The sequence below is a fragment of the Bradyrhizobium sp. SZCCHNS1022 genome (assembly GCF_032484835.1).
Taxonomy (GTDB): domain Bacteria; phylum Pseudomonadota; class Alphaproteobacteria; order Rhizobiales; family Xanthobacteraceae; genus Bradyrhizobium.
The window spans coordinates 2,886,359-2,899,084 of the sequence record NZ_JAUETT010000001.1 but is presented as its reverse complement, the minus strand read 5'-3'; the positions used below and the strand labels follow the sequence as shown (position 1 = coordinate 2,899,084).

The following is a 12,726-nucleotide window of genomic DNA, read 5'->3' as shown; positions in this document are numbered from 1 at the left end:
TAAGCGGCGAAGCAATCCGGATTTCTAACCGGACTCTGGATTGCTTCGCTCGCAATGACGGCGCAACGGACTCAGCGCAACTTGTTCAGCAGCGAAAGCAGCGTCTCGCGCTCCTTGGGGTCGAGCGGCGCCAGTGTTTCCCTGGAGATTGCCAGCGCGAGCGGCGCGGTCTTGTCCGCGAGCTGCTGGCCGGCACGGGTGAGGCTCACCAAAAGTCGCCGGCCGTCCTGCGGATCGCGCGTGGTCTCGGTGAGGCCGCGCGCGGTCAGGCGGTCGATCACGCCCTTGATGGTAGCAACGTCCATCGCGGTCAGCCGCCCGAGCTGGTTCTGCGAGCATGGTCCGGTCTCGGCGAGCTTCGACAGCGCCGCCCATTGCGTAGGCGTCAAATTGGTGCCGATGTCGCGCGCGAAGATCATGGTATGGCGCTGCCAGACTTGGCGCAGGATGAAGCCGATCTGCTCGTCCAGGACGTACGGCGTGCGGGATGACTTTGCCACAGTCTTAGGTAGAACCTTCGTCGAAGCCTTACCTGGTCGTTTCGGCGCGGCGCTCTTTGCCATTTGATTTCTTACCTCAGATCGACAGATGCGCGTCGCGGATGTCGGGCCGCGCGTCAAGCTCGGCCATGGTGCCGGAGAAGCAGATGCGGCCGCGCTCGATGATATAGGCGCGATCGGAGATCAGCCGCGCAAAATGCAGGTTCTGCTCGGACACGATCATCGAGACCCCGGCCTTCTTCATGGTGAGGATCGCGTCCACCATCTGCTCGACGATCTTGGGCGACAGGCCCTCGGACGGCTCGTCCAGCAGCACCAGCGAAGGATTGCCCATCAACGTGCGGGCGATCGTCAGCATTTGCTGCTCGCCGCCGCTCATGCGCCCGCCCGGACGGTTTTTCATTTCGCCGAGATTGGGAAACAATTGATAGAGCTTCTCGCGGGTCCAATATGGCGCATTCGGCCGCTGCTTCTGGCGGCCGACTTCGAGATTTTCCTCGACCGAGAGGTCGGTGAAGATGCGCCGCTCCTCTGGAACGTAGCCGAGACCTGCGCGCACGATCTCGTGCGTCGGTGCCTTCGAGATATCATTGCCCTCGAAGATGATCTGCCCCTCGCGCAGCTCGACCAGGCCGACGATCGAGCGGAAGGTCGTCGACTTGCCGGCGCCGTTGCGACCGAGCAGCGCCACCACCTCGCCCTCTCCGACCTCAAGCCCGATGTCGAACAGGATATGCGCCGGACCGTAGTGGCTATTCAGATTGGAGACGCCGAGCTTCATGCCGAGGCCCCCTCGCGGTGGCGCGCATCGTAAAGCAGGCCTTCGCCGAGATAGATCGCCTGTACCTCGCGGTTGCCGCGCACCTCCGCCGGCGAGCCTTGCGCAATCAAGGTGCCGCGGTTGAGCACCAGGATGCGATCGGCGTGCTCGAATACGACGTCCATGTCATGCTCGGTAAACAGCACGCCGATCGACTGCTCGCGCGCGATCTTCGCGGTCAGCCGCATCAACTCGACCCGCTCGCGCGGCGCCATGCCGGCAGTCGGCTCGTCCATCAACAGCAGCTTCGGGTGGTTGGCAAGCGCGATCGCAAGCTCGAGCCGCTTGAGGTCGCCATAGGCGAGTTCGCCGCAGGGCCGTTCCGCATAGCCGGCCATGCCGACGAGATCGAGCAGCCGGTCGGCCTCGCCGCGATCGATCGAAGCCATCGGGCTCCAGAAGTCGAACAAACGATGATGATACGACACCAGCGCGACCTGGATGTTCTCACGCACCGTCATGGTCGGATAGGTCGCGGTGATCTGGAAGGTGCGGCCGACCCCGAGCCGCCACACCTCGCGTGGCTTGCGGCCGGTGGTGTCCTCACCCATCACGCAAATGCGTCCGGAGTCCGGCACGTTCTGCCCATTCAGCATGTCGAAGCAGGTGCTCTTGCCCGCCCCATTCGGGCCGATCAGCGCCAGGATCTCGCCGGCCTGCAGCATGAAGGAGACGCCGCGGACGGCGTGAATGCCGCCATAGGATTTGGTCAGGCCCTCGACCGAGAGCAACGCAACGCCGAGGCTCATTGCGCGCTCTCCATCTTGGCCGCGAGCACCGGCGGTTTCGCCGCCGTCCTGCGGCGCCGATACGCAAGGCTTTCGAACATGCCGACGATGCCCTTCGGGAAGACGACGACGATCAGCACGATGAAGATGCCGAGCACGAGCTTGGACAAGTCGGTCTGGCTGACCAGCCAGATGTTGAGCGCCTTGTAGACGATGGCACCGAAGATCGGGCCGGCCACAGTCTCGACGCCGCCGAGCAGCACCATCACCAGCGCATCGACCGACAATGAGATGCCCATGTTGTCGGGGAAGACGCTGCCCTTGAGATAGGCGAACAGCGCACCGCCAACGCCGGCCGTGGTGCCCGCGACGACGAACGCGGTCCATTGGATCAGCTTGCCGTTGATCCCGATCGCCTCGCTACGCAGCGGCGAGTCGCGCATCGCGCGCAGCGCGTAGCCGAACGGCGAGAAGGTGATCAGCCTGAGCACGCTCACCACCAGCGCAGCGACGCCGAGCGCCAGCCAATAGAAGTGCGACGGCGAGGCAGCCCATTTCTCCGGCCAGAGGCCCAAAATGCCGTTGTCGCCGCCGGTCACGGCCACCCACTGAAATGCGATCGACCAGACGATCTGGGCGAATGCGAGCGTCAGCATCGCGAAATAGACACCCGAGAGCTGCACCGCGAACGCGCCGAACACGATCGCGCCCATCGCTCCGAGCAACGGCCCCAGCAGCAGACACGCGACCATCGGCAATCCCGCCATCTTGGCCAGAAAGGCGACGCCATAGGCGCCGAGCCCGAAATAGGCGGCATGGCCGAACGAAGCGAGCCCGCCGACCGCCATCAAGAAATGCAGGCTGGCGGCAAAGATCACGAAGATCGCGACCTCGGCACCGACCGTCAGCAGGTAGTTGCCGCCGACGAAGGGGAGCAGTGCGAGAAGCGCGAGCGCAGCCAGCGCAACCAGCCGCTCGACCGGGGTCAACGGATGCCAGGGAATGACGGTGAGCCCCGGTGTGCGGCGCGCGGGGGCTTCCTTCTTGCCGAACAGGCCCCAGGGCCGCACCACCAGCACCACCGCCATGACCAGGAACACCAGGATCAGCGAGATGGTCGGGAAAATCAGGATGCCGAAGGCATTGAGCTCGGAGACCAGCACGGCGGCCACGAACGCGCCAATGATGCTGCCGAGCCCGCCGATCACGACGACGACGAACACCTCGACGATGATGCGCAGATCCATCGCGTGATGCACCGCGTCGCGCGGGATCTGCAGCGCGCCGCCAAGCGCCGCGAGAAAGACGCCGACCGCGAACACGCTGGTGAACAGCCATTTCTGATTGACGCCGAGCGCTGCCACCATGTCGCGATCCTGCGTGGCCGCGCGCACCAGGATGCCCCAGCGGGTGCGCTGGAACAAAAGCCAGAGCGCGCCAAGGACGACCGGCCCCAGCACGATCAGGAACAGATCATAGCTCGGGATATTCTGACCGAAGAAATCGACCGCGCCTTTCAAGCCGGGCGCGCGACGCCCCAACAGATCGTCCGGTCCCCAGATCAGAACCACGAGGTCCTCGACCATCAAAGTAAGTCCGAACGTCGCCAGCAGCTGGAACAATTCCGGCGCGTGATAAATGCGGCGGAGCAGGATGATCTCGACGACGACGCCGACGGCCGCGACCACCAGCGCTGCCGCGACGATAGCGCCCCAGAAGCCGAGCGCGCCGGACCAATGCTCGGTCAGCGTGAAGGCGACGTAGGCGCCGAGCATATAGAAGGCGCCATGCGCGAAGTTCACGATGCGCGTGACACCGAAGATGATCGACAGTCCCGACGCCACCAGGAACAGCGAGGCCGCGCTGGCAAGGCCGGTCAGGAACTGGACGATGTAGAAGGCCATGAGCGGTCCGCGTCAGGAAATCTTGAAGTCCGGGCCTCATCCTTCGAGACGGCGCTTCGCGCCTCCTCAGGATGAGGATCAACGAAATAGGCTCTCAAACCCTCATGGTGAGGAGCGCGGCGACGCCGCGCGTCTCAAACCATGAGGCCCCCGCTTTGCCCGAACGACCGAGCTTGCTGCGCTCACTCTTTCGGCCGGAGCTTCGCGACTTCCGCATCGGGCGGCAGATAGTCCGAGCCCTTGCGATAGGCGGTGTCGACCATAATCCCCTTGCCGTCCTTCACCGCCGTCTTACCGACGAAGGCGCCCAAGGTGGACTGGTGATCGATCTTGCGGAAGGTGATCTCGCCGAAGGGCGATGGCACCGAGAGCCCTTCGGCCGCAGCCACCAGCTTGTCCGCATCGGTCGAGCCGGCCTTCTTCAGGATCGCCGCCGCCGACTTGATGGTCTCGTAGCCGACGATCGAGCCGAGCCGCGGATAATCGTTGTACTTGGCCTGATAGGCCTTCAGGAACGCATCATGTTCCGGCGTCTTGATGCTGTACCAGGGATAGCCGGTGACGATCCAGCCCTCCGGCGTCTCGTCCTTCAGCGGATCGAGATATTCCGGTTCGCCGGTCAGGAAGCTCACCACCTTGCGATCCTTGAACAGGCCGCGGGTGTTGCCCTCGCGGACCAGCTTGACGAGGTCGGCACCGAAGGTGACGTTGAGGATGGCTTCCGGATTGGCCGCAGCCACCGCCTGCACCACCGGACCCGCGTCGATCTTGCCCTGCGGCGGCCACTGCTCGTCCACCCACTGGATGTCAGGGCGCTTCTCCGAGAGCAGCTTCTTGAACACGGCAACCGCCGACTGGCCATATTCGTAGTTCGGCGCAATCGTTGCCCAGCGCTTGGCCGGAAGCTTGGCAGCCTCCTCCACCAGCATGGCCGCCTGCATGTAGTTCGACGGCCGCAGGCGGAACGTGTAGCGGTTGCCCTTCGACCAGGTGATGGCGTCGGTCAAAGGTTCGGCCGCCAGGAAGAACACCTTCTTCTGATTGGCGAAGTCGCTGACGGCGAGACCGATATTGGAGAGGAAGGTGCCCGCCAGCATCGCGACATTCTCGCTCGACACCAGCTCGTTGGCCGCCGTTTGCGCGTCCGCCGGCTTGCCGCTGTCGTCCTTCGAGACGACGACGAGCTTCTTGCCATTGATGCCACCGCTAGCATTGATTTCCTCGACGGCGAGCTGCCAGCCCTTGCGATAGGGTTCGGTGAAGGCCGGCAGCAGCGAATAGCTGTTGATCTCGCCGATCTTGATCACGTCCTCGGCAAGGGCCGTCCTGGCCGTGCCGGCCGCGGCGATGGCCAGGCCCGCCGCAAGCAGAAATCTCCGTCGCATCCTTCAGCCTCCAACTGTTAACTTGGAAATTAACGCAACCCGTCGTCACCCTTGATCTCGGCGACCGTGAGACCGCCGACCCGCGGCAACGGACGGCCGCTGTCGGTCACCGCCAATGCGACCATGATCTCGTTGGCACGCGGCGCATCGTTGATCTGCACTTCCATGCCATCGAAATGACTGCGCACGAAGGCGGCGTCCTTGTGCCCGAGCGGAATATCGAGCGTGCAGCCGACCCCGCCGCGCTTCTTGGACGACGGAATCAGGGCCGCGCCCTTGCCGAGCACCTTGCGCACCGGCGCGCCCATCTTCGGATGCAAGATCGCGGCCGCATGCTCCAACTCGCCGTCGGCACCGACCGCAGCGGCTTTGCCATAGCTATGAGCCGAGGCCCCCTCGATGCCGAGCGCGGCAACCGCCTTTTTCGCCAGCAGTTCGCCGAGTTCCTCACCGATCGCGATCAAGGGCGAAAGATCCTCGACATAACGCCCGGCAAACGGGTTCTCGATGACGGCCACGGCGGCCGCGCGACGGGTCGGCGGCGAAACCGTCTTCCCCATCTCAAGATGGACCTCCTCGACTACGGTGACGATCTTGCGGATGACGGCACTCATCGTTCGCTACCCTGCCTCTGAACCCACATGTATCAAACCTTACGCCGCGGCCGCCTGCAACCGGTCCGGACGGCCGATGTCGATCGGCCGCGCACCGACCTGGCGCATCTCGCCGCCGAGTTGCAGCACCGCGCCTTCGATCAACCCGGCTGCCAGCAATTGTCGCGCCATGGCCTCGCCGTGCGCAAGCGCAGCGGCAATCTCATCATTACAGAGCGCGCCGACCTCGCATGTGACGAGACGGTGATCGAGATCGGACTCCGGCTGCAGCTCATTGGCGGGCCGACGGACGACCGCGGGATGACCGGGCAGATCGACCGCATTCGCAACGATGGTGGCCGCGGCATCGGCCTGCGCGGCGGTGCGCGCCAGCACGGTGACCGCATCGGCAATGCCGAGCGAGAAGCTGCGGCCGTGGCGGCCGGACGTCGCGACGCCACGGCTGGCATCGTCGGCACGAATGGTCATCGTCCGCAGGACGCCATGACTATCCGGGCGGTCCATCAGACCGACGCTGAAGCACGCGGGGTCCAGAAGATGCAGCGCGATGTCACCGCCATTGTTGACATAGGCACGCGAAACTTTCGCAGCGCCAAGCATCGCACCGAGGATCTCCTCGGCCACAGAGCCTGCCACCGCCGCCATCGGCGTGATGAAATGGTTCGCAGCGTAAGGCGCAACGGCATGGTACATACGGCGGGCGACGACACCGCGCAGCCTGCAGCAGACAGGATCGGCAGCCTGGCGCAGCTCCGGCAATTCCGTGCAGAGCTCGTCGAGCAGGCCAGTGAAGCGCAGCACGGCGGCCTGATAAGCGCGGCCGATCTCGGCCTGGTCACCGTCGGCCCCGATGATCAGATCGATCGGCCCATCCTGCAGATGCAGCCGGCAACCGTCGGGCAGCAATGCGATCTGTGGCCGTCTCATCATGCGCTCCGTACCGGCCAGGGCAAGTGACGGATATCCTTCGAGACATCTTTCATTGAGGCCAGCGACTGCACATAGTCCATGTGGCCGCCAAGCGCCGCATAATCGGACAGCTTCAACGTGAATTCGATGGGCGCCACGATCGCCGGGGTCGGTACGTAGCCGAACGCGCCAGCCGGCATCTGCGTGACATCGACCATGAAGGTGATGCCGCCGCCCGGCCAGACATAGACCGGCGCGCCGCCCGAGGTCACGCGCGTCAGGGCGTCCTTGACCGAGCGCGTCAGCCGGACCGGATTGTCAGTCACGCCAGCCCGCAGCGAACCGCCGGCGCCGGCCATGAACAGGACGGTGCAGAGCGCCGGCTCGCAATTCTCCTGAATGCGCTCGACAGAGAATTTAAGGTCTGGCGGCATCTCCTGTTCGACCGGCCTCAGCGCGTCATCCAACACGTAATAACCCGCATGCTCGCCGGTCGTGGAGACCATCAGCATGGTCGTGCCTGGGCGCGCGGTCTTCGGATCGAACGGCCCGAGGATCGACAGCGGATCGGAAATATCGGTGCCGCCCCAGCCGGTGCCGGGATGGGCCACCTGGAAATAGCGGCCCGGCGTCGAGCGCCGACCCTTCATCTTGATTCCCGTTCCGGGAATATCGAGCAGCTTGCCGGCTTGATGCTCGGACAAGACGCCGGTGATGTGGTCATCGACCACGACAACCTCGTCGACCTTGCCCTGCCACTGCTTGGCGAACATCCCAATCGTGGCCGAGCCGCAGCCGACCCGCATGCGCTCTTCCTTGACGCCGTTGACGACCGGCGGAGCGCCCGCCTGCACCACGACCGCGGCACCGCCGTCGATGACCAGTTCGACCGGCTTGCGGTTGCTGAGGTCCATCAGCGCGTCACAGGTGACACGCCCCTCTTTCTTCGAACCGCCGGTCAGATGATGCACACCGCCAAGCGAGAGCATCTGCGAGCCATATTCGCTGGTCGTGACATGGCCGATCGCCTCGCCATCGACACGCACCGTCGCGGCCTCAGGCCCGAGATAGCGGTCGGTGTCGATCTTCACCTTCACGCCGCAATAGCTGAAAATGCCCTCGGTCACCACGGTGACCATGTCGACACCATCGACTTCCGAGGAAACGATGAACGGCGCCGGCTTGTAGTCGGGATAGGTGGTTCCGGCGCCGATCGCGGTCACGAACAGTTCCGGCTGATGCACGATCTTGCCGTCCCAGTCGCCGCTCGCCTGAAACGGCACTAGCCGTCCCCCATGCGACATCGTGCGTTCCAAGAGGATATGCGGATCGACGCGCACCAGCACGCCATCCTGATTGGCGTAGCGGTCGCAGGCGCCCGCCGCGCCCGGCTTGATGTAACACATCACCGGGCAGGCATCGCAGCGAATCTTGTCGCCAGCACTCTCGCTCGCCGTCTCAATCGTCATGCGAAAAGCCCAATCGAAGCCATGGTCGTCACGCGATATCGTCACGTGACCGAACGAAGCTGCCGCGGCAAATTCGTTCGTATACGAATGATGATGTTCGCAGCGACCGACTGTCAAGCGCCGCCGCAACGCAAAAACCGCTTTGCCGGATAAACGATCAGTTTGCCTCGCCCAATGACGAGAAATCGTGCACACGCTGCAGTGCGAAACGCGCCCCTTGCATGTTAGTATACAAACGATACGCTCGGCAGATGAGCCGCGCCGCAACCTTTGTTAACGATAGCAGATGTTGAGACCGAAGGGATGACGCCAGTCACGCTCCGCCTGACCGTCAACGGCCAAGCGCATGATGTCGCGGCCGCGCCCGATACGCCCTTGCTCTACGTGCTGCGCAACGACCTTACGCTGAACGGCCCGAAATATGGCTGTGGTCTCGGCGAATGCGGCGCCTGCACCGTATTGATCGACGGCCGGGCGGCACGTTCCTGCGTGATTCCCGTCGAAGGCTGCGTCGGCCGCACCGTCACGACGCTGGAAGGACTCGGCTCGCGTGAGCACCCCGACGTCGTGCAGCAGGCGTTCATCGCCGAGCAGGCTGCGCAATGCGGCTATTGCCTCAACGGCATGATCATGACAGCGAAGGCGCTGCTCGCCGTCAACCCGCAGCCCTCGGAAGACGAGATCCGCGAGGCGCTCCGCTATAATCTCTGCCGCTGCGGTGCCCATGTCGAGATCATGCGCGCTGCGATGCGCGCCGCCGGTTATGCGCTCGAGGCGCTGGATCGATGACGAAGAGCGGATCAGACGTGAAAGGCGCGCTCGCCGGCTTCCTGTCGGTGGTGCGCTCGGCCGCTGGTGGCGATGGGTCCGAAACCTTCATCCGGATCACGGCCGCCGGTGAGGTCACGGCCTATAATGGTCACGTGGATCTCGGCACCGGGATCCGCACCGCGCTCGGACAGATCGTCGCCGAGGAGCTCGATGTCTCCTTTGCGCGCGTGGTCGTGGTGCTCGGCGATACCACTCGGGTGCCCAATCAAGGCGCGACGATCGCCAGCGAAACCATCCAGATCACGGCCGTACCGCTGCGCAAGGCGGCGGCGCAGGCGCGCCATTTCCTGCTGGCGCGCGCCGCCGAACGGCTCGGCATCGCTGTCGATCATCTCGCGGTCGAGGATGGCCTGATCCGCGGCCCCAACAACCGCACGCTCAGCTATGGCGAATTGATCGGCGATGAGACGATCCGGCTCGAACTCACCGATGACACGCCGGTGAAACTCGCCGGCGCTTACAATATCGTCGGCAAATCGATGCCGCGCGTCGATCTGCCGGCAAAAGCGACCGGCGAACTGACCTATGTGCACGATGTGCGCGTCCCCGGCATGCTGCATGGCCGTGTAATCCGGCCGCCCTACGCCGGCGTCGATGCGGGGCCATTCGTCGGCACCAGCCTGCAGGCCGTGGACCGAGACTCGGTCCGCGACGTCCCGGGACTGATCGATGTCGTTGTGATCGGTGACTTCGTCGGCGTCGTCGCCGAGCGCGAGGAGAATGCGGCTCTCGCCGCTGAAAAGCTGAAGGTCAGCTGGAAGCCAACACCCGCTTTGCGCGATCTCTGCGACGTCGAAACCGCGCTGCGCGCCAATCCCTCGCGGCCGCGCAAGCTGCTCGACAAGGGCGACGTCGAGAGCGCGATCGACGCTGCGGCGAAGCCGATCCGGCGGACCTATCTCTGGCCCTATCAGATGCATGGCTCGATCGGGCCATCCTGCGCGGTCGCCGACTATCGCAAGGATCACGTCCAGGTCTACTCCGGCACCCAGAACCCGCACATTTTGCGCAGCGATCTCGCGCGGCTGATCGAGCGGCCGGAGCACGACATCGAGGTGATCAGGCTCGAGGCGGCCGGTTGCTACGGACGCAACTGCGCCGATGACGTCAGCGCCGATGCGCTCCTGCTCTCTCGCGCGGTGGGTCGGCCGGTGCGCGTGCAACTCACGCGCGAGCAGGAGCATCTCTGGGAGCCCAAAGGTACGGCGCAGCTGATGGACGTCAGCGGCGGCCTCACCGCCGACGGTTCGGTCGCGGCCTACGACTTCGCCACGCGCTATCCCTCGAACGGCGCCCCGACGCTGGCGCTGCTGCTGACCGGCCGTGTCTCTCCCGACGCCATCGTGTCGGAGATGGGCGACCGCACCGCGATCCCACCCTATGATTATGACCATATGCGCGTCACCGCGCATGACATGCCGCCGATCGTGCGCGCCTCCTGGTTTCGCGGCGTCTCGGCATTGCCGAACACCTTCGCGCATGAATCCTATATCGACGAGCTCGCGGCAGAAGCTGGTGCCGACCCCATCGAATACCGGCTGCGCTATCTGAAGGACGAGCGCGCCAGAGAGCTGGTCAACGCGGTGGCCGAGCGCGCCGGCTGGGTGCCGCGGCCGGCACGGGAAGAGAAGACGCCTGAAAACGATGTCGTGCGCGGACGCGGCTTTGCCTATGCGCTCTACGTGCACAGCAAATTTCCGGGCTACGGCGCAGCCTGGTCGGCATGGATCGCAGACGTCGCCGTCAATACCGCGACCGGCGATGTCAGCGTCACCCGCGTCGTCGCCGGACAGGACTCCGGGTTGATGATCAATCCGGATGGCGTACGCCATCAGATCGAAGGCAACGTCATCCAATCGACCAGCCGAGCACTGATGGAACAAGTGCCGTTCGCGCGCGGCCATGTAGCGGCGCGGGAATGGGGCGCTTACCCTATCATTACTTTCCCCGACGTGCCTGAGATCGACGTGTTGATGCTGCCGCGGCCGGATCAGCCGCCACTCGGCGTCGGCGAATCCGCCTCGGTGCCGAGCGCAGCTGCGATCGCCAACGCGATCTTTGATGCGACCGGCGTGCGGTTCCGCGAACCGCCGTTCACGCCGGAGCGCATCCTGCAAGGGCTGCGCGGTGCGCCGGCGGAGACGCCGGCAAGTCAATCGTTGGCCGGCCCCACTGCAGACAAATCACGTCCCATCTGGACCAAGCCGTTCGCCAAACGCACTGGGCTCGTTGCAAGCATAGCCGCGACCTGTGCGGCGGCGGTGAGCATCGTCGCCGCGGCCATGCCCTGGCGCGCCATCGCTCCGATCGCACCGCCCGATCCGTCGGTTTATTCGGCCGCGACGATCGCGCGCGGCGAGCAACTGGCGGCGCTCGGCAATTGCGCGGTCTGCCACACCGCAGACGGCGGAATCGTCAATGCGGGCGGCCGCGGTTTGGAGACGCCGTTCGGCACCATCTTCACCACCAACATCACGCCCGATACCGAGACTGGCATCGGTGCCTGGTCCTATCCGGCCTTCGAGCGCGCGATGCGCGAGGGTGTGCACCGGGACGGCCGGCAGCTCTATCCCGCCTTCCCCTACACCCATTACGCCCGGACCAGCGAGGCCGACCTGCAGGCGCTCTACGCCTATCTCATGGCACAGGCGCCGGTGCGTCAGCAGGCACGCGAGAACGAACTGCGCTTTCCCTTCAATCTGCGCCCCTTGGTCGCCGGCTGGAACGCGCTGTTCCACGACACGGCCACGTTCAAGCCCGATCCGACCAAATCCGAACAGTGGAATCGCGGCTTCTATCTGGTCGAGAGCCTCGGCCATTGCAGCGCCTGCCATTCGCCGCGCAACGCGCTCGGCGCCGAGCAGCGCAACGCCTATCTTGCCGGCGGCTTTGCCGAGGGTTGGGAGGCGCCGGCGCTCACCTCGCTGTCCGCAGCGCCGATCCCGTGGACCGAGGACGAGCTTTACGCGTATTTGCGCACCGGTCAGTCGCGCTTCCATGGTGTGGCGGCCGGACCGATGGCCCCGATCGTCAAGGATTTGACCGGCGTTCCCGACGCTGACATCCGCGCCATGGCGATCTATCTCGCCTCATTCCAGGAGGCGCAACCCGGGACCGCCACACTCCAGCAGCGCGCCGAGAAGCTCGAGGCCGAAACCAAGGTCACCTCCGCTTCCTCCCCTGCGGCACGGCTCTATCTCGGCGCCTGCGCGGTCTGTCACGAGGTCGGTGGCCTGGCGCTATTCGGCAGCCGTCCGTCGCTGTCACTGAACAGCAATCTGCACGGTGCAACGCCCGACAATCTGATCCAGGTGATCCTGCACGGCATCACCAAGCCCGCTTCATCCGATCTCGGCTACATGCCCGCATTCGGCGCGCATCTCAGCGACGCACAGTTGGCCGATCTTGTCTCCTATCTCCGCCGCCAATTCGCGCCCGACAAGCCGGCCTGGCAGGACATCGCTGCGACGATCAGCCGGATCCGGTCCACCCGACCGCCCTGACCGGCCCCTCGCACGCCACACGCGGACGTTGTTCAGCGGCTTGCGCAATCGTGCATCACCCGT

Annotated in this window: 10 protein-coding genes; 2 read left to right on the top strand and 8 right to left on the bottom strand. The window is 64.8% G+C overall.

The window, feature by feature from the left end; all coding sequences use genetic code 11:
- Window positions 1-71: 71 nt before the first annotated feature.
- The 8 genes from QX071_RS13105 to QX071_RS13070 all read right to left on the bottom strand — a co-directional run bounded on the left by QX071_RS13105 (window position 72) and on the right by QX071_RS13070 (window position 8,329).
- The gene (locus QX071_RS13105) at window positions 72-563 is read right to left on the bottom strand and encodes a MarR family winged helix-turn-helix transcriptional regulator (protein ID WP_315706925.1); all 492 of its coding nucleotides are present in this window, start codon (window positions 561-563) and stop codon (window positions 72-74) included.
- A 13-nt stretch (window positions 564-576) separates the two neighbouring features.
- Window positions 577-1,281: an ABC transporter ATP-binding protein gene (locus tag QX071_RS13100; RefSeq protein WP_315706924.1), complete on the bottom strand. Its 705-nt coding sequence runs from the start codon at window positions 1,279-1,281 to the stop codon at window positions 577-579.
- Window positions 1,278-2,069 (bottom strand): ABC transporter ATP-binding protein, encoded by a 792-nt coding sequence (locus QX071_RS13095; protein WP_315706923.1) that lies wholly within the window; start codon window positions 2,067-2,069, stop codon window positions 1,278-1,280. Before QX071_RS13095 ends, QX071_RS13100 begins: the two co-directional genes overlap by 4 nt.
- Complete coding sequence (locus QX071_RS13090; RefSeq protein ID WP_315706922.1) at window positions 2,066-3,952, bottom strand: ABC transporter permease; 1,887 nt, start codon at window positions 3,950-3,952, stop codon at window positions 2,066-2,068. Before QX071_RS13090 ends, QX071_RS13095 begins: the two co-directional genes overlap by 4 nt.
- 182 nt (window positions 3,953-4,134) lie before the next feature.
- Window positions 4,135-5,337: an ABC transporter substrate-binding protein gene (locus QX071_RS13085; RefSeq protein ID WP_315706921.1), complete on the bottom strand. Its 1,203-nt coding sequence runs from the start codon at window positions 5,335-5,337 to the stop codon at window positions 4,135-4,137.
- A 29-nt stretch (window positions 5,338-5,366) separates the two neighbouring features.
- Window positions 5,367-5,951, bottom strand: coding sequence for an amino acid synthesis family protein (locus QX071_RS13080; RefSeq protein WP_315706920.1), 585 nt, complete (start codon window positions 5,949-5,951; stop codon window positions 5,367-5,369).
- Between the two features lie 39 nt (window positions 5,952-5,990).
- Window positions 5,991-6,881, bottom strand: coding sequence for a UPF0280 family protein (locus QX071_RS13075; RefSeq protein ID WP_315706919.1), 891 nt, complete (start codon window positions 6,879-6,881; stop codon window positions 5,991-5,993).
- Complete coding sequence (locus tag QX071_RS13070) at window positions 6,878-8,329, bottom strand: 6-hydroxynicotinate reductase (protein WP_315706918.1); 1,452 nt, start codon at window positions 8,327-8,329, stop codon at window positions 6,878-6,880. Before QX071_RS13070 ends, QX071_RS13075 begins: the two co-directional genes overlap by 4 nt.
- A 303-nt stretch (window positions 8,330-8,632) precedes the next feature.
- Between QX071_RS13070 and QX071_RS13065 the strand changes: the two genes are divergently transcribed.
- Window positions 8,633-9,118: a (2Fe-2S)-binding protein gene (locus tag QX071_RS13065; protein ID WP_315706917.1), complete on the top strand. Its 486-nt coding sequence runs from the start codon at window positions 8,633-8,635 to the stop codon at window positions 9,116-9,118.
- The gene (locus QX071_RS13060; protein WP_315706916.1) at window positions 9,115-12,663 is read left to right on the top strand and encodes a molybdopterin cofactor-binding domain-containing protein; all 3,549 of its coding nucleotides are present in this window, start codon (window positions 9,115-9,117) and stop codon (window positions 12,661-12,663) included. The genes QX071_RS13065 and QX071_RS13060 overlap by 4 nt, the downstream gene beginning before the upstream one ends.
- Window positions 12,664-12,726 lie beyond the last annotated feature (63 nt).

What these genes read in the sequence shown, in the direction of transcription:
- QX071_RS13105 (WP_315706925.1), bottom strand. Translation starts at nt 563, where the DNA reads ATGGCAAAGAGCGCCGCGCCGAAACGACCAGGTAAGGCTTCGACGAAG.
- QX071_RS13100 (WP_315706924.1), bottom strand. Translation starts at nt 1,281, where the DNA reads ATGAAGCTCGGCGTCTCCAATCTGAATAGCCACTACGGTCCGGCGCAT.
- QX071_RS13095 (WP_315706923.1), bottom strand. Translation starts at nt 2,069, where the DNA reads ATGAGCCTCGGCGTTGCGTTGCTCTCGGTCGAGGGCCTGACCAAATCC.
- QX071_RS13090 (WP_315706922.1), bottom strand. Translation starts at nt 3,952, where the DNA reads ATGGCCTTCTACATCGTCCAGTTCCTGACCGGCCTTGCCAGCGCGGCC.
- QX071_RS13085 (WP_315706921.1), bottom strand. Translation starts at nt 5,337, where the DNA reads ATGCGACGGAGATTTCTGCTTGCGGCGGGCCTGGCCATCGCCGCGGCC.
- QX071_RS13080 (WP_315706920.1), bottom strand. Translation starts at nt 5,951, where the DNA reads ATGAGTGCCGTCATCCGCAAGATCGTCACCGTAGTCGAGGAGGTCCAT.
- QX071_RS13075 (WP_315706919.1), bottom strand. Translation starts at nt 6,881, where the DNA reads ATGATGAGACGGCCACAGATCGCATTGCTGCCCGACGGTTGCCGGCTG.
- QX071_RS13070 (WP_315706918.1), bottom strand. Translation starts at nt 8,329, where the DNA reads ATGACGATTGAGACGGCGAGCGAGAGTGCTGGCGACAAGATTCGCTGC.
- QX071_RS13065 (WP_315706917.1), top strand. Translation starts at nt 8,633, where the DNA reads ATGACGCCAGTCACGCTCCGCCTGACCGTCAACGGCCAAGCGCATGAT.
- QX071_RS13060 (WP_315706916.1), top strand. Translation starts at nt 9,115, where the DNA reads ATGACGAAGAGCGGATCAGACGTGAAAGGCGCGCTCGCCGGCTTCCTG.